Annotated in this window: 12 protein-coding genes; 2 read left to right on the top strand and 10 right to left on the bottom strand. The window is 53.0% G+C overall.

Annotated elements, in window-relative coordinates:
* Positions 1-55: 55 nt before the first annotated feature.
* Entirely contained in the window at positions 56-3,946 is a 3,891-nt protein-coding gene (purL, locus tag H1D31_RS00550) for a phosphoribosylformylglycinamidine synthase (protein ID WP_261255149.1), read from the top strand.
* A gap of 66 nt (positions 3,947-4,012) precedes the next feature.
* Here the strand turns inward: purL and H1D31_RS00545 are convergent, their stop codons facing one another.
* The 8 genes from H1D31_RS00545 to H1D31_RS00510 form a co-directional block, all read right to left on the bottom strand.
* Positions 4,013-4,534, bottom strand: a complete 522-nt coding sequence (locus H1D31_RS00545; RefSeq protein WP_261255148.1) for a hypothetical protein — start codon at positions 4,532-4,534, stop codon at positions 4,013-4,015.
* Positions 4,535-4,677: 143 nt separating this feature from the next.
* The gene (locus tag H1D31_RS00540) at positions 4,678-5,415 is read right to left on the bottom strand and encodes a tetratricopeptide repeat protein (protein ID WP_261255147.1); all 738 of its coding nucleotides are present in this window, start codon (positions 5,413-5,415) and stop codon (positions 4,678-4,680) included.
* Between the two features lie 301 nt (positions 5,416-5,716).
* The gene (locus H1D31_RS00535) at positions 5,717-6,841 is read right to left on the bottom strand and encodes a GGDEF domain-containing protein (protein WP_261255146.1); all 1,125 of its coding nucleotides are present in this window, start codon (positions 6,839-6,841) and stop codon (positions 5,717-5,719) included.
* Between the two features lie 51 nt (positions 6,842-6,892).
* The gene (locus tag H1D31_RS00530) at positions 6,893-7,798 is read right to left on the bottom strand and encodes a histone deacetylase family protein (RefSeq protein ID WP_261255145.1); all 906 of its coding nucleotides are present in this window, start codon (positions 7,796-7,798) and stop codon (positions 6,893-6,895) included.
* Positions 7,798-9,642, bottom strand: coding sequence for a bifunctional acetyl-CoA hydrolase/transferase family protein/GNAT family N-acetyltransferase (locus H1D31_RS00525; protein WP_261255144.1), 1,845 nt, complete (start codon positions 9,640-9,642; stop codon positions 7,798-7,800). The genes H1D31_RS00530 and H1D31_RS00525 overlap by 1 nt, the downstream gene beginning before the upstream one ends.
* 133 nt (positions 9,643-9,775) lie before the next feature.
* On the bottom strand, positions 9,776-10,471 hold the full coding sequence (locus H1D31_RS00520; protein ID WP_008608905.1) for an OmpW/AlkL family protein: 696 nt from the start codon (positions 10,469-10,471) through the stop codon (positions 9,776-9,778).
* Between the two features lie 158 nt (positions 10,472-10,629).
* Positions 10,630-12,294, bottom strand: a complete 1,665-nt coding sequence (locus H1D31_RS00515; RefSeq protein ID WP_261255143.1) for a DUF3300 domain-containing protein — start codon at positions 12,292-12,294, stop codon at positions 10,630-10,632.
* A gap of 135 nt (positions 12,295-12,429) precedes the next feature.
* Complete coding sequence (locus tag H1D31_RS00510) at positions 12,430-14,136, bottom strand: lysophospholipid acyltransferase family protein (protein WP_261255142.1); 1,707 nt, start codon at positions 14,134-14,136, stop codon at positions 12,430-12,432.
* Between the two features lie 152 nt (positions 14,137-14,288).
* On the opposite strand from H1D31_RS00510, the gene H1D31_RS00505 reads away from it, so the two are divergent.
* Positions 14,289-15,209: a 2-hydroxyacid dehydrogenase gene (locus H1D31_RS00505; RefSeq protein ID WP_261255141.1), complete on the top strand. Its 921-nt coding sequence runs from the start codon at positions 14,289-14,291 to the stop codon at positions 15,207-15,209.
* Between the two features lie 302 nt (positions 15,210-15,511).
* On the opposite strand, the gene smrA is transcribed toward H1D31_RS00505, so the two are convergent.
* Together smrA and H1D31_RS00495 are read right to left on the bottom strand one after the other, a co-directional pair.
* Positions 15,512-16,090: a DNA endonuclease SmrA gene (gene smrA, locus H1D31_RS00500; protein ID WP_008949982.1), complete on the bottom strand. Its 579-nt coding sequence runs from the start codon at positions 16,088-16,090 to the stop codon at positions 15,512-15,514.
* Between the two features lie 112 nt (positions 16,091-16,202).
* A complete protein-coding gene (locus H1D31_RS00495; protein ID WP_008608898.1) occupies positions 16,203-16,481 on the bottom strand; it encodes a hypothetical protein in 279 nt (92 codons plus the stop codon).
* Positions 16,482-16,564 lie beyond the last annotated feature (83 nt).

Below are 16,564 nucleotides of genomic sequence, written 5' to 3'. Positions count from 1 at the left end.
TATAATGTGGCGCCTTTTTAGGTTCCACTGTCGTTCAACCAACGGAAAATAGCCTATGTTGATCCTGCGTGGTGCACCTGCACTGTCCGAATTCCGAATTCAAAAGTTACTCGATCTTTGTGCCCAGCAAAATTTACCGGTTAACGGTATCTATGCCGAATATATGCATTTTGCTGATTTATCGGCACCACTTAGCAGCGAACAGCGCCAGGTGCTGGATCAACTGTTAACCTACGGCCCGAGCATTGCCAGCCACCAACCCAGCGGTTTGTTGCTGTTAGTGACACCACGCCCCGGCACTATTTCTCCCTGGTCTTCCAAAGCCACCGACATTGCCCGCAACTGTAACCTGCCAACGGTAAAACGCTTAGAGCGTGGTATTGCCTATTATGTTGACGCGGAGGCCTTAACTGCGGCTCAGCAGCAACAACTGGCCAGCCTGTTACATGACCGGATGATGGAAGCGGTGTTTAACGAGTTGGAGCAGGCTGCCGCGCTGTTTGCACAGGCCGAGCCGGGTACTTTAAGCTCGGTGGACATTCTGAGCGGTGGCCGTGCGGCACTGGAGCAGGCCAACCAGACGATGGGTCTGGCCTTGGCCGATGATGAAATTGATTATCTGGTCAGCAATTTTCAGCAGCTGGGTCGCAACCCGAACGACATTGAACTCTATATGTTTGCTCAGGCCAACTCTGAGCACTGCCGGCACAAGATTTTTAACGCCGACTGGACCATCGATGGCGTAAAACAGCCTAAATCGCTGTTTAAAATGATTAAGAACACCTTCGAGCAAACACCGGATTATGTGTTATCAGCCTATAAAGATAACGCTGCGGTGATGGTTGGCTCTGAAGCCGGTCGTTTCTTCCCGACGCCGGATGGCCGCGAGTATCAGTATCATCATGAGCCAATCCATGTGCTGATGAAGGTAGAAACCCATAACCACCCCACGGCGATTTCTCCTTATCCGGGCGCGGCAACCGGCTCGGGCGGCGAAATCCGTGACGAGGGTGCCACCGGCGTGGGCTCTAAGCCCAAAGCGGGCTTAGTGGGTTTCTCGGTGTCTAACCTGCGTATTCCGGGCTTTGTACAGCCATGGGAAAGTGATTTTGGTAAGCCGGAGCGCATCGTTACCGCGCTGGACATTATGCTGGAAGGCCCACTGGGTGGCGCCGCCTTTAACAACGAATTTGGCCGCCCGGCGATCAACGGTTATTTCCGTACCTACGAAGAAAAGGTGCACAGCCATAACGGCGAAGAAGTTCGTGGTTACCATAAGCCGATTATGATTGCCGGTGGTCTGGGCAATATCCGCGAAGAGCACGTCCAAAAAGGCGATTTGCCGGTGGGTGCCAAGCTAGTGGTATTAGGCGGCCCAGCGATGAATATCGGTCTGGGTGGTGGTGCGGCGTCTTCGATGGCGTCAGGCCAGTCGAATGAAGATCTGGATTTTGCTTCGGTACAACGCGATAACCCGGAAATTGAACGCCGTTGTCAGGAAGTAATTGACCGCTGCTGGCAGCTGGGCCAGGACAACCCTATCGTCTTTATTCATGACGTCGGTGCCGGTGGTTTATCCAATGCCTTCCCGGAGCTGGTAAACGACGGCGGGGTCGGTGGTAAGTTCGAGCTGCGTAATGTACCGAACGATGAGCCTGGCATGTCGCCGCTGCAAATCTGGTGTAACGAATCGCAGGAGCGCTATGTGATGGCGATCCCGGCAGACAAAATGCCGGTATTCGAAGCCATCTGTAAACGTGAACGTGCCCCTTATGCGGTAGTGGGTGAAGCCACCGCCGAACAGCATTTAACGCTGAGCGACAGCTACTTTGGCAATACGCCGATTGACCTGCCGTTAAACGTGTTACTGGGCAAGGCGCCCAAAATGCACCGCGAAGTGCAAAGCTTAAAAGCGCCGGCTAAGCCTTTAGATCGCTCTGCTATTACGCTTGCCGATGCGGCCGAGCGTTTATTACGTTTGCCGACCATTGCCGAGAAAACCTTTCTGGTAACCATTGGTGATCGTACGGTAACGGGTTTGGTCGCGCGCGATCAGATGGTGGGCCCCTGGCAGGTGCCGGTGGCGAACTGTGGTGTCACTGCCGCCAGTTATGATACCTACCATGGCGAAGCGATGGCGATGGGTGAGCGGACGCCGGTTGCCTTGCTGGACTTTGCTGCCTCAGCCCGTCTGGCAGTGGCGGAAGCTATTACCAATATTGCTGCCACGGATATTGGTGACTTAAACCGGATTAAACTTTCTGCCAACTGGATGGCCGCCGCCGGTCACCCGGGCGAAGATGCCGGTTTATATGCGGCGGTAAAAGCCGTTGGCGAAGAGCTGTGTCCGGCACTAAAAGTGACGATCCCGGTGGGCAAAGACTCGATGTCAATGAAAACCCGCTGGCAACAGGATGGTGAAGATAAGGCCGTTACCGCGCCTATGTCGCTGATTATCACCGCCTTTGCCCGGGTAGAAGATATCCGTAAAACCGTGACGCCACAGCTGCGTACGGATAAAGGCGCCAGCTCCTTGCTGCTAATCGACCTGGGGCAGGGCGCTAACCGCTTAGGCGGTTCGTGCTTGGCTCAGGTATATAAGCAACTGGGCGATCAGCCTGCTGATCTGGATTGCCCACAGCTGCTGATTAACTTCTTTAATGCCATGCAGCAGCTGACGCGCGAGCAGAAATTGCTGGCCTACCATGATCGCTCCGACGGTGGTTTATTTGTCACCCTGGCTGAGATGGCCTTTGCCGGTAAAGCCGGTATCGCCGCCGATATCAGCGCTCTGGGCAGCGATGCGCTGGCGGCGTTATTCAGCGAAGAGCTGGGGGCGGTGCTGCAGGTTGCCGACAGTGAACTGGCTTATGTCCAGCAGGTGCTGGCCGCACATAACCTGGCAGACTTAAGCCATGTTGTAGGTAAAGTTGAGCAAAGCGATCGTTTTGCGATCAGCCAGCAGGGCACAGTGGTATTTAACGATAGCCGCAGCCGTCTGCGCACGGTCTGGGCCGAAACGACTTATCAGATGCAAAGCCTGCGCGATAACCCGGCGGGTGCCAAGCAGGAGTTTGACGCCAAGGCCGATCAGCAGGATCCGGGCTTGCACGCCAAACTGACCTTTGATCCGAATGCCGATATTGCCGCGCCGATGATTTTAAAAGGCGCTGCACCCAGGATCGCGATTCTGCGCGAGCAGGGCGTTAACTCGCAGCTGGAAATGGCCGCTGCCTTTAACCGTGCCGGCTTTAGCGCCGTTGACGTGCATATGAGCGATATTCTGAGCGGTCAGGTGTCGTTAAAAGACTTTAACGGTTTAGCGGCCTGTGGTGGTTTCTCTTACGGTGACGTGTTAGGGGCCGGTGAAGGCTGGGCCAAGTCAGTGCTGTTTAACGAGCAGGCACGCAAAGAGTTCCAGACCTTCTTTGAACGGCAATCCACCTTTGCCTTGGGTGTTTGTAACGGTTGTCAGATGATGTCGAATCTGAAGAGCCTGATCCCGGGTGCCGATTTATGGCCACACTTTGTGCGCAATAAATCTGAGCGCTTTGAAGCCCGCTTTAGCCTGGTGGAAGTCCAGCAAAGCCCGTCGCTGTTCTTTAGCGGTATGGCTGGCTCGCGGATGCCGATTGCCGTATCGCACGGTGAAGGCCATGCCGAGTTTGCCTCTCAAGCTGCCTTTGCGGCTGCCAACCAAAGCGGTACTGTGGCACTGCGTTTTGTTGATAACTACGGTCAGGTTACCGAGCAGTATCCGGCAAACCCGAATGGTTCAGTGGCCGGTATTACCGCGCTGACTACCACCGATGGCCGGGTTACTATTATGATGCCACACCCGGAGCGGGTATTCCGCACCGTGGCCAACTCCTGGCATCCGGATGACTGGCAGGAAGACAGCCCCTGGATGCGGATGTTCCGCAATGCCCGGGTATGGTTAGGGTAAACCACGATACAGGTAGATAAAAAAAAAGCTGGGCATGCCCAGCTTTTTGTTTTAAAAGTCTTGCTGTTATTCCAGTTTCATCTGATGCTCGGTATCGACCAAAGTACCAATAGCATCTGCTGCGACACGCGCGCCCAGCATCTGCGCCAGATACTGTAATTGCCTATCAACATCGCCAAAGTATAAGAGGCCAGTTCCAGCATTAATTTTGGCATCCTGATGAACCACCATATATTCATGGCCAATGCCTTCAAGGCGTCGCCAAGTAGGTATACGTTGAATAGTTAGTGGGCCGGCCTGACGGAGTAAGTTAATTTTTTGCAATGCGACTTCCGCTCTTTGCCATTCCGTCATGCCTTTCTTAACATATTTTATGTTCAATTCGGTGTGGAAGCGAGTCAAAGCGTTGCGCTGTTCAAGCCGGGACAGCTGCCCGTTATTAAAGCCAACGATAAGTTCGTGTTCGGCTTTACTGGCAGGTACATGTAACGTCATATTTACGCTATCGAAAACTATCTCTGCGTGGATGGGTATGGCTGCTATGCAATATAATAAACAAACGACACTCCCTGTTATTAATCTTTTCATATCTGGCTCCTTGCTAAAGTACACACCTTAGCACTAAAAGTGCTGGCTAACCGCGATTTAGTCCTACTAAAGCTTTATCATACAACCGGGTATCTGCATACCTGGTTGTATGATAAAGCCGGGAAGATAGGGGCAAAGTAACGTTACATGCTATTGGTAAGCGATTGCTTCAGATCCCGGTCACCGGCGCGCGGGCTGATGGATACACAGCCAAAAGAACCGTCACACCTTTGGCTTCTGATCCTAACCATACTGCCAGGTTCAAATAATCCGGTACGTTGTAACTGTTGCACTACGTTTGTCAGCATCGATTCCGTTTTAAAGTCACGGCCAATTACCTGAATAATTTCCATATCGTAAGATTGTTGTAAGTCAGCGACCTGCTCGGCAACCTCTGCCTGCGCGGATACCTGTGCGGATAAGAGTGTAATGCAGTTTTGTAGGTATGGTCGGGACGGCTGATGACCGACCAGCACCAATTGTTTAAAAAGATTGGCGGCGGCGCTGATATCCTGCTCCGCAATTTCCCCGCTCAGTTTCATCCGGGCGAGTAAAAAGACGGCATCAAGCAGTTTTTTCTCACTGGCCCTTTCCAATAACGCTAAGCCGTCACGCTGGATACCCGGGTCTGGATCCAATAATTTCGTCACTGCAACTTTATAAAGGGCCGGTGCATAGTCCAAATCCACTGCTTTTTGTAGTAGGGAAGCGGCCTGTGCCGGGTCTTGTTCAACCACAAAACCCCGTTCATACCAGTCCGACATTAACAGCAATGCGGGTTCATGATTCGACTTCGCAGCCCGGCGCAGCATCCGCAGCGCACGCTCCGGTTCAGCCGGCCGGCCATCACCGGTAGCGTAAATCATACTGAGTAGAGTCATGGCTTCTGTACTACCGTGACGGGCTAACTTATGTAAATCCCTGATATCTTTGTTGCAGTTGCCTGATACACAGGCAAGTTCCTGCGACTGTGCAGATCGGGCGTGCAATTGTAAGGGAAGCAAAAAGGCGCACACAAAGACTAAGCTGCCCAGAAACCGTGTAGTGTGTTTCATTGATTCATCCTGAATTAGGGTCGGGATTTAAGCTTAGCGGTTAAGAAATATACTGTCAATTAGCGTTTTATTAACATGATAAGGGCAATCTAACTCGATAAGGGTACTGCTATAGCTAAGGAACCGGCTATGCTGAGCTTGTCGCTTGCTGCACCGTTGATGCTAAAAACTGCTGCCGGGCCTGATTACGACCTTGTTGCTTGGCCTGATAAAGCAGCTGATCGGCTTGCTGCATCAACTGACCACTCTGATAACCGCTGGCCGGGTAATTTAGGGTGATAATACCGATCGATGCGGTGACTACGCCAAAGGGTGAGTTTTGATGCGGGATCGCCATTGCCGCCAGCTTGTCGGGTAATTGCAGTAAAGTACTGCGGCTGCTGGCACTGTGCTGCTCTACCAGAATAAATTCTTCGCCGCCAAAACGCACCACCAGCAGCTTGGGATCGGCAGACAGTAGCCTGGATAGTTGCACCAGCACCAGATCGCCATCCAAATGACCATAATGGTCGTTATAGCGTTTAAAGTAATCGATATCCAGCAACCCCAGCGATAATTGTTGACCTGGCGGCAGTTGTTGCAGTTTTTGCTGCAAACGTTGTTCGAAGCTACGCCGGTTCAGCAAGCCGGTTAACTGATCAGTTTCGGCTTTTTGTTGCTCCAGCCGCACGGTTTTAAACTGGCTGCGCAATAAAATATCAAATTGCCGTTGCCAGCTCAGGCAGAGTAATAATGTAATACTCAGATAAAACAGCGTCCAGCCGGTGTTGGTATCGGTACAGTACTTCAGAAACAAAATGCTGGCGCTCAGTTGCAGCCAGAGCAGCAGTTTTTGCTGCAGGTTAAAAATCGGGATAGCGGCCAGCGCAAAGGCCACCACCAGGGGGCCGCCTTCGCCCAGTTTGCCAAAATACTGGGCCGAGCTGTAAAAGGTCACCGCCAGCAGCAATAACACCAGGGCGGCTATCGCCAGCCAGCCCTGTAGCCAGTGGTCGGGTGTCAGGCGCCGGTTGTAAATAGCGAAGCCGACTATCAGTGTAGCGGCAATAAAGCGCGATAGATTGTTCAGGCTGTGCCATTGGTCGCCCAGGATAATATCGGTGGCACTGAACACCAGCAGCAACAGGGCACAGACCAGCGCCAGCCGCTGTGCGATATGGCGGGTGCTGGCAACCAGATACAGCCGGAACTCGGCTTCACTGGCCGGGTCCAGGTAAGATAAAGCTGGAAAGTAGTTTTTAATCAATTGCATAGAAAAGAGATATCCAAATGATACCTCTAAGCTTAGCAGCTAATTTGCTATTCAGAGCAAGCCTTTTAAAAAAGCCACCACGCTACGTCCGAGCGCACTTAACGCATATCCGCCTTCCAGCATGGCGACGATGCGGCCCTGGCAATGTTTATCGGCCAGTTGTTTTAGCTCGCTGGCGATCCACTGATAGTCCTCTTCGCGCAACATAAAGTGCGCCATCTCATCTTCAGCGTGGCCGTCAAAGCCGGCCGAGATCAGGATCAGTTGTGGGGCAAAGGCATCAATGGCCGGTAGCCAGTGTTGCTGTACCTGCTCACGCCAGGCGCTGCTGCGGCAGCCGCCGGCCAGTGGTAAATTGATAATATGCTCGTTACTGCTGTCGGCGCCGGTGTAAGGGTATAGTGGATGCTCAAACGAGGAGCAAAACAGTACCCTGGGTTCGTGCTGAAAAATATCCTCGGTACCGTTGCCATGATGTACATCGAAATCAACGATGGCGATCCGGCTTAGCTGATAGGTATTCAGGGCGTGCTCAGCCGCGATAGCAATATTATTTAGCAGACAAAAGCCCATTGCCTGCTCGCGGGTGGCGTGATGACCGGGCGGGCGCACCGCGCAAAAGGCCTGCTCGTTACTGCCTTTCATTACCTGATCCACGGCATTGATACCGCTGCCGGCGGCATTCAGGCTTTTCGGGCCCATAATGGTATCGGGATCCAGCCAGATATGGCCCTCGGTTGGTGCTTTGGCAAATAATTCATCGACATAGCGTTTGCCATGTGCCAGATATAGCGCTTCTTTTGTGGCTGGGCTGGCGTCGCGCTGCATCACCACATATTCCATTCCGGAGCGGATCAGCTGGTCATTAATCGCCGACAGGCGCTCCGGACACTCCGGATGATCAACGCCATTTTCATGGTAGTAACAGCTGGGGTGACTGAAAATGGTAATGGGCATCAGCTGTCTCCTGCTGGAGTTAAATCCAGTTTTAAATAGGCTTCGGATGGATCTTCGCTACGCAAGCGCACAAAGCCGGCGTTTTCGAATACTTTGAGCATGGGTTTGTTTTCGGCGCGCACATAGGCCTGCATTGAAGCCAGGCCGCGGGCTTTTGCCACATTAATCATTTCTGCCAGCAGCCGCTTAGCCATACCTTTGCCCTGGAACTTTTCACGGGTAACAAAGGCCACTTCACAGCTATTCTGGCTCTCAATCAGGTAGTAGCGGCCGACGGCCTGGATCTCTACGACTGAGCCTTTTTGCTTCACAATGCACAGTGCTAAATCCCTGGACTGATCGACACTGACCAGGGTGCAGGATTTTTCGCGGCTCATCTGTGTCGGCACTGAGTTATAGCGCATTTGCAGCGTTTCTTTGGTATGGGAGTAAAAAAACTCCTGCAAGCGCCGTTCATCCGAAGGGTTCAGTGGCCGCAAATCAAAGCTCTCGCCGTTTACGCTCAGCTCTTTAAAGCCGACAGGCCCCAGCTCCGGTACTTCGACCGGGGTTTGCACCTGATAATGCGGTACCCAGTAATGTTTGCGGACTTCAGCCAGTAACTGATTACGGAATTTCGGATGGGCGACCCGGATCAGCTCCAGCGCCCGCTCGCGGATACTTTTGCCGCGTAACGACGCCACGCCAAACTCCGTCACCACATAGTGCACATGCGCCCGGCTGGTGACCACGCCGGCGCCTTCGCGGATATGCGGCACGATGCGCGAAATACTGCCATCTTTAGCGGTCGAGGGCAGGGCGATAATGGGTTTACCGCCATTACTCATTGAAGCACCGCGGCTAAAGTCAACCTGACCGCCAACGCCGCTGTAAAACTGATGGCCGATTGAATCTGACACCACCTGTCCGGTCAGATCAACTTCGATGGCACTGTTAATCGAGACCATGCGCTCGTTGCGGGCGATATTGCTGGGCGAATTGACATATTCACTGGGATAAAAGCCGATATGCGGGTTTTGGTGCACAAAGTCATACAGTTGCTTAGTGCCGATACAAAAGCTGGTGACACTTTTGCCGGGATGAAAGGTTTTGCGTCTGTTGTTGATCACTCCTTTTTTAATCAGCTCCAGTACACCGTCGGTCAGCAGCTCGGTATGCAGACCCAGATCCTTGTGATTGCTCAGATAGCGGGTTACCGCTTCGCAGATTTTCCCTACGCCAAGCTGAATAGTGGCGCCATCTTCGACCAGCAGTGACACGTACTGGCCGATACGCTCAGTACGCGGATCCAGCTCGGTAGGCTGGACTTCCGGTAGTGGCTGCTCGGCATAGAAAAACGCATCGATATCATCTTTATGAATAAACGATTGGCCATAGGTAATAGGCATGGCCGGATTGACCTGGGCAATCACTGTTTTGGCGGCTTTCGCTGCCGCGGCTATCACATCAACTGATACACCAAGTGAATGATAACCATGTTCATCGGCCGGGCTCACCATAATCAGCGCGGCATCCAGCGGCAGTACGCCGTCGGTAAAAAGCGCCGGAATATCGGTCATAAAACAGGGGGTGTAATCAGCCCTGCCCTCAGCGACAGCCTGACGCACGGTATTGCCGCCGATAAAGAAGGTATTGACCTTAAATAAATGCTGAAACTCGGGTTTGGCCCATTTGTTGTCTGACAGGGTCACCAGTTGCACAATTTCAATATCATGCAGGCTTTTGGCATTCGCAATCAGATCGTCAATCAGTAGGGTTGGCACCGCGGCATGGGAGCCAATAAAAATCCGGTTTCCGGATTTTAGCAGGTGTTGCCAGTTAAGTTTGGAGACAGGACTTGGCATAACAGCTCCGGCTTGAGATCAGTATTAGCACTCTAATCCAGAAGCCGGAGCGGGAAAAGCCCCGACTTTGGTCGGAGCGCCCGGAAAAATACCGTCAACACCGTAATGTTGACGGCAAAGGGCAAGATAAAACTTACAGCGTCCAGCGCAGACCAATCATTGCTACCAGCGGATCAATACTGACATCAACGCTTTGCACTGTATTGCCATTAACCCGGACATGCGCCTTGGTATCGATATCAATTTTGCTGATCATCAGGTGGACACCCAGGTTATCAGCCAGTTTGATATTGACGCCGGCTTGTGCGGCCAGGCCCCAGGAGTTTTTCAGCTTAATGGTCACAGGATCATTAGCACCGGCCGCACCCAGCGCGACCAGCGTGCTTTTCAGCTGACCATCGGCTTCGGTATTAAAGAAGTTGGTGTAATTGACGCCCAGGCCAACAAAAGGCTGAATGTTGCTGTTGCCAACATCAAAATAATACTGGCCGAGTAAGGTAGGCGGTAAATGCTTGGTTTTACCTACTTTTAAACCGTCAATAGCGCCATCGCCACTGATTTTGTGGGTAAAAGGGGTAGCGGCAATTAACTGCACGCCCCAGTTTTTATCCAGTTTGTAGTCAAAGGTCAGGCCCAGTTGGGTATTGTCATTCACCTTGACGCCAGTTGAGCCGGCCGGTAAGCCTGCGACGGCTTCTACCACATTCAGATTGCCGCTGCTGTCACTTGGCATCACGCTGATGGCGCCAACGTTGACAGAAAATTCGGCCATGGCAGGGGCGGCAACTAAACTCAGGCCCAGTGCTACTGTAGATAACATTGTTTTCATTGTATTCTCCCGTCAGATAACTGGCGCCATTGTGCGCTTGCTGGCGGTGAAAACCTTGGGCTGGATCAAAAAAGCCCGCTACAAAGCGGGCCTTTAATGGTAAGTATTGTTCTATATCAACAAAGTGGTAGGGACAGGTTGCCTTTGCGCAGCGCGGCCTAGTCCTGCTGTTGGCGCCTGTTCTCAAAGCGGTTAGAGCGATCGGAGATTGAACCTGTTGCCCGGCTCTCGCTTGCTGGCCGGCTGACAACGGCTTGCCGTTGTTCCATTTGTGGCCGCTGCGGTTGTACCCGTTGGCTATCCTGCGCTGGCCGGCTCACCGGTTGTACCCGCTCTTGCTGAAATCTTTGTGGCTGCACCCGCTCGGTTCTTACCTCTTGCTGCGGCTGTTGATACTGTACGCGCTGGGTTTCAGCTTGCGGTACTCTGATAGGCTGCACCCGCTCGGTCCGGCTGTCCTGTGCCGGGCGCTGATGCTGTACCCGCTGCTCTCTATTTAATGCTTCGTTGCGCTGCTGTGCTCGCTGCTCTCTACCCAGCGCCTCATTGCGCTGCTGTTCTCTATTGAGTGCCTCATTGCGCTGTTGTGTGCGTAGCGCACTGTCCTGCACACGTTGCGGCCGCTGCCGGTCAACGGCCGGGCTGGTGTCTGCAACAGGGATTGGCTGCATACGCTGCTCATTTTCCGCCCATTGCTGAGCAATACGTCCCTGCGTCGGGCGCTCCTGATGTTGCGGCCGTTCGCTTCGTGCTGTTTCATGCTGGCGCGGCTGACGGTTGCTGTCATACTGACGGCCTTCGCGCTGCGCACTGCGTGGTGCTGCCTCAGCTTCGCGGTTAGCCTGACGGAGCTTGCTGTCGGCCGGAATAAAGCGATTGTCTGGTTGTGAGCGCTGCTCCTGATTACGCTCAGCACGCCATTGTTCGCGAGGTCTGTGCGGCGCATCGTCATGACGGCGTGGCCGATCCGGGCGGTGCTGATAGTCTGGCCGGTCACGTAACTGACTGTGACGGTAGTGCACGCCACGGCGGTGATAATGATCATGCTGCCAACGTGGTGCATTGTGGAAGTGCTGCCGTTTTGGATAATAGCGCGGTGGTTTATGATAGTAATGGTGGTGCACTATCACATGATGACGATGCCAGTCGAAGACGCTGAAATAAAACGCCGGTCTGACATGGTAACCACTGCTCCAGTAAAAGCTGACCCGGCTGCGGTGACCGACCGGCTCATACCAATACAGTGGCGGATAGGCTGGCCACCACCAGTTACCGTAAACCACCCGGGTATCGTAGTAGGGCACATAAATCACCTCACGCCGCGCCGGTTCAATCACGATCACTTCGCGTTCGCGCTCCACCACCACATGCTCCATCTGCTGCAGTGAGCCCTGGGCATAGGCGCGTTGCCGTAAGCGCTGAATACTGGCCAGTAACGCTGGCTCATCGGCTAAAAAGATTTCTCCCAGCCGCTGCGTCCATTGCAGATCATCATTCAGGCGTTGCACTAACTGTGGGAAGGCAACCAAAGCCTGGACACTGGGGTCCCAGTCCTGGCCCTGCACGGCTTCTACCGCGTCTTCGCCGCGAAGATCCGGATTACGCTCTAACCAGCGTGCCGCCTGCACAATTTCCAGCGGATAGGTCGAGGCAATCAAGACGTGGGTTAGTACTGAGTCCGGATACAGTGCAATCGGCGCAAGCATCTGGTCCAGCTCAGCCTCGCTGTTGCTGCTGCGGCTTTGTGCCTGACTGGCGCAGGCACTGAGCAATAAAATCGCCAGGGCTAACAGTAGCTGTGGCAGGGTTCGTTGTATCGTCATATCAAGCTCCTTACCACGGGCGTTAAGTTGCGCCGGCAGAGGGTTGGACATTTAGTATACAACTTATAGAGGGCCGCGGCTGAATCGTAGCTGAACTTTACCGGATCTTTACACTAAGCCACAAGAAACAGTGGATTAGCTCAGATAACGGGCGCGCTTTTGCGCTTTTAGCTGCGTCAGGTCTACCAGTACCAGGCCATCAATGCAGTCAGCGAAATCCGGATCCGTACCAAAGGCCAGAAATTTCACCCCGCCTGGCTCGCACAGCTCACTGTATTGCTTATATAAGGTGGGAATACTTACCCCCATATTGGCCAGCAGGTGTTTTAGCTGCACAAAGTCTGCTGCATAGTCCTGACCGCTGAAGTGCTGCTGCAGCTGTTGCAGAATAGCGTGCGGCAGCTGATAGGGCTGATTTGATACTGCTGTTTGCTGTTCATCCTGAAAATATAAAGAGTAGAAATAGACCATCAGATCCCGGGCTGCTTGCGGGTAGCTGTTCGACAGGCTGACGCCGCCAAACAGATAGCGTAGTTCCGGATACTGCTTAAGATAAGCTCCAATGCCATACCACAGATAGTCCAGGCTGCGCTTACCCCAGTAGCGTGGTTGCACAAAGCTGCGTCCCAGCTCCAGCCCCTGCGCCAGATAGGGTTGCATCTGGGCGCTAAATTGAAATAGCGAGGCGGTATATAAGCCGGCTAAGCCGTGATCAGCGATCACCCGCGCCGTATTGGCAAAACGGTAGGCGCCGACGATCTCCAGATCATCGCTATCCCACAGGATCAGATGTTCATAATGGCTATCGAAGCGGTCAATATCACGGCGCTGGCCACAACCTTCACCGACAGCCCGAAACGCCAGCTCGCGCAGGCGGCCGATTTCGCGCATCACCGGCGAACTTTGCTGATGATGGTACAGGTAGATTTTTTTGCCATCGCCGGTTTCGCCCAGCAACTGGCAACTTTCTACCGCCTTTTTCAGCACAGCCCGCTCTTCCGGATGCGCTATAGCACTCTGGGTTTTAAACAGCGGGGCTTTATCTTTTGCCAGTCGGTACAGATGCTTTTTAAACAGTTTAACTTTATCTGCCAGCTCCAGCTGCAGGTTGTTAAAGCTGTCAAACGGAATGCTTTCACCAATGCGCAGCGTGATCGATTTGCGCTGCTGCTTAAACATTTCCTTTACCAGCAATAAGGTGGCCAGCGGTTTATATAGCATCGAGGCACTGTAAAACAGCGCCGAATTGCGCCCACCAATATAGATCGGCAGAATTGGCGCCTTACTTTGACTGGCAAAGCGCAAAAAGCCGCTATGCCACTTGCCGTCACGGATTCCATTGGGTTTTAAGCGTGATACCTCACCGGCCGGAAACAGGATCAGTGCGCCTTCCGCCGCCAGATGGGCGGCAATGGCGTCTAAGCGGCGCCGTTCGGTGCCACCTGTCATATTATTTACCGGTAACAATAGGGGATGCAGCGGCGGTAGCGCCATCAGTAGCTGATTGGCCAAAACCTTAACGTCTGGCCGGATCTCGCTGACTAGTTTTAGCAGGGCCAGCCCGTCCAGCGAGCCGATCGGATGATTGGCGATAATCACCACCCGCCCGGTCGCCGGGATCCGCTCCAGCTCGTTGTCGCGTACGGCGTAGCTGAAGTTAAAATAGTCCAGCACCTGCTCCACAAACTCCAGTCCCTGCAGGTGCGGGTAGCGCTTGGCAAAATTCTGAAAATCCTGCTCATGTAACAGGTAGCTGAGGAATCCTTTAACCGGCCGGTAAAACCAGCTCTGGCGGTCAACCTGGGGCAGTTGTTGTTCGATCATTTGCTCGACATTCAGCATCGCTCTGTCCTCTCACCTGTTACATAGGGTCACACAGTTGAGCCTAATGCCTTTGTATGACGCCAAGTTGGCAGTTTTATGGCAGTTTGACGACAGCCGAAGTGCCGCTTTTATGCTAAGGTTGGCACCCTGGCCAAGATATGGAGTGAGCTGTGACTATTGCCCTTATTATCCCTGATCGAAAACTGGATGACTTACAACAACGGCTCAGTGCCGCCCTACCGGGGGTAACGATTGAGGTCTGGCCCGAGCTGAATGATCCTGCTGCTGTCACCTTTGCCGTGGTATGGAAGCACCCGGCAGGCTGTTTACAGCAGCTACCAAATTTAAAAGCGCTGCAAAGTTATGGTGCCGGTGTGGATAGTATTCTTGCCGATCCTGAGCTGCCTTTGGTACCACTGGCGCGGGTTGTCGATCCGGCGTTAACTGAGTCTATGCTGCGTTATCTGGCCGGTATTGAAAGCTATTACCGTTTGCGCCTGGATCAGTTTCATCGCCAGCAACAGCAGGCGCAGTGGAAACCGAAAAGCCCACGTCAGTTGCGCAAGCTTTGTGTGCTGGGGTTAGGTGAACTGGGCGCGGCGGCCGCACAATTTTTTCAGATGCAGGGCTATCAGGTGACGGGCTGGGCTCGACGCCCGCAGCAGCTTAGCGGTGTAACTTGCTATGCCGGCGTTGATGGCTTAGCCGCAGCTCTTAACGGTGCCGATCTGGTGATCTGTTTATTACCACTGACCAGTGCCACCGAGGATCTGTTAAATCAACAGCTGTTTGCCCTGATGAAGCCGGGAGTGATACTGGTCAATGTCGCGCGTGGCGCGCTGCTGGTGGAGGCAGATTTATTGGCCGCACTGGACAGTGGGCAGGTTCAGGCGGCTTGTCTTGATGTGTTCCGGCAAGAGCCTCTCGCAGCAACGCATCCGTTTTGGTCGCATCCGTCGATTTTGGTCACGCCGCATATCTCAGCGGTAACCCGGGTGGATACAGTGGTGGCGCAGATCGCAGAGAATTACCGGCGCAGTGAAGCCGGCTTAGCATTGTTAAATCAAATCGACCGGCAACAGGGCTATTAACTGGTTAAAATTACAGCGTTGCCAAGGAGTTATTAACGGACTACACTCTTTTGGTCGCAGTAACCTGCCTGCTGGTCGCAACCAGGGCTGTTGCCGTGACAGAATAATAAGAATAAATGTTGAGGTTAGGTTATGAGTAAAGCGTCCAGTCGTGGTTTTGGCTTTACCACTCTGGCTATTGCCGTGATTTTAATGGCGTTGTCAGCCTTTCTCACCCGGGCAGAAGCCTTTTGCTGGGTGATTTAAAAATTAAGGGCCTTTTGGGCCCTTAATTTTTTATCTGTTAGCCTAATCTTGTTTCATTATTTCTTGCTATGCCGTTCCCGGTTTTCGCGTTTTTGTTCGGCATTTTTCTGCAGCAGGACATAGGTGGCGCTATAGCCGCCATGTTGACGCTGAGCGGTATGCGCCGCCAGAACGACACCAAAAGCCGGTAACCATTTGAAAACATAGCTACGTAAGATGGCTGGATGCGGCTTGCTGTTGCGGCCCATACCATGCTGGATCAATAAGGTACGCACGCCCCGTTGATGGCAGTCGGTAATAAATTGCTGTAGCGCACCGCGGGCTTCGATCAGTGTTTTGCCCAGCAGGTTCAGGGTGGCATCCAGTTGATACTTGCCGAGGCGCAGATTGCGGTATACCCCTTGTTGCACACCGTCTTTACAATAGGCAAAGACGTCATCCGGCTTTACCAGCTCGACATATTCCATGCTCAGGTAATGCGGATCATACTCCATTTCCTGTTCCGCCGCCTTGCGTCTGGCTTGTTGCGCCAGAGTGGGGCTAAACTCAGCGTTGGCTTGCAGCACAGCATCCTGAGTCAGTGGCTTTACATCGGCCATTTCAGAAAGAAACAGCTCGAATTCATCTTCCTGCATAGCGGTCTCCGTCGATTAGCATGGTCTGGATGCACTACGTTAAAAAGCTAGCGCTGGTCCAGACCTGAAAGATCGGAAAGTATAACGGCAAGCCGCTTTGGAAAAAAGCGGCTTATTCGGCTTGCGGTTTTAAGGCGGCGGGTACGGTGTCGCTACTGGCGGCCTTTTTGCGTGCTGCAGCAAAGCGCAGTAAATAGTAGGCGTTAATCAGCAATACCAGCAGATTGGAGATCACCCCTTGCGGAATGGCAATATGGCTGTAATAGACAAATAACAGGCTGCAACCTATTAATGTAGCTAATCTCAGCCAGAATACATCTTTGATAAAAAAGGCGCCGATACAGATCGTCAGGCCAACCCAGCTGATAATGTCATAAATTAAGTTTTCCATCTGCAGGCTCCACGATACGGCAGGTTAATTGCGCGCATTATGAGCAGTGTCGAGTTTTTACTCAACTGAGGAATATTGTGAGT

It is taken from the genome of Alishewanella sp. BS5-314, assembly GCF_025377695.1.
GTDB classification, from domain to species: domain Bacteria; phylum Pseudomonadota; class Gammaproteobacteria; order Enterobacterales; family Alteromonadaceae; genus Alishewanella; species Alishewanella aestuarii.
This window is presented reverse-complemented; position numbering and strand designations above follow the sequence as displayed.

What these genes read in the sequence shown, in the direction of transcription:
- purL (WP_261255149.1), top strand. Translation starts at nt 56, where the DNA reads ATGTTGATCCTGCGTGGTGCACCTGCACTGTCCGAATTCCGAATTCAA.
- H1D31_RS00540 (WP_261255147.1), bottom strand. Translation starts at nt 5,415, where the DNA reads ATGACTCTACTCAGTATGATTTACGCTACCGGTGATGGCCGGCCGGCT.
- H1D31_RS00510 (WP_261255142.1), bottom strand. Translation starts at nt 14,136, where the DNA reads ATGCTGAATGTCGAGCAAATGATCGAACAACAACTGCCCCAGGTTGAC.
- H1D31_RS00545 (WP_261255148.1), bottom strand. Translation starts at nt 4,534, where the DNA reads ATGAAAAGATTAATAACAGGGAGTGTCGTTTGTTTATTATATTGCATA.
- H1D31_RS00515 (WP_261255143.1), bottom strand. Translation starts at nt 12,294, where the DNA reads ATGACGATACAACGAACCCTGCCACAGCTACTGTTAGCCCTGGCGATT.
- H1D31_RS00495 (WP_008608898.1), bottom strand. Translation starts at nt 16,481, where the DNA reads ATGGAAAACTTAATTTATGACATTATCAGCTGGGTTGGCCTGACGATC.
- H1D31_RS00535 (WP_261255146.1), bottom strand. Translation starts at nt 6,841, where the DNA reads ATGCAATTGATTAAAAACTACTTTCCAGCTTTATCTTACCTGGACCCG.
- smrA (WP_008949982.1), bottom strand. Translation starts at nt 16,090, where the DNA reads ATGCAGGAAGATGAATTCGAGCTGTTTCTTTCTGAAATGGCCGATGTA.
- H1D31_RS00520 (WP_008608905.1), bottom strand. Translation starts at nt 10,471, where the DNA reads ATGAAAACAATGTTATCTACAGTAGCACTGGGCCTGAGTTTAGTTGCC.
- H1D31_RS00530 (WP_261255145.1), bottom strand. Translation starts at nt 7,798, where the DNA reads ATGCCCATTACCATTTTCAGTCACCCCAGCTGTTACTACCATGAAAAT.
- H1D31_RS00525 (WP_261255144.1), bottom strand. Translation starts at nt 9,642, where the DNA reads ATGCCAAGTCCTGTCTCCAAACTTAACTGGCAACACCTGCTAAAATCC.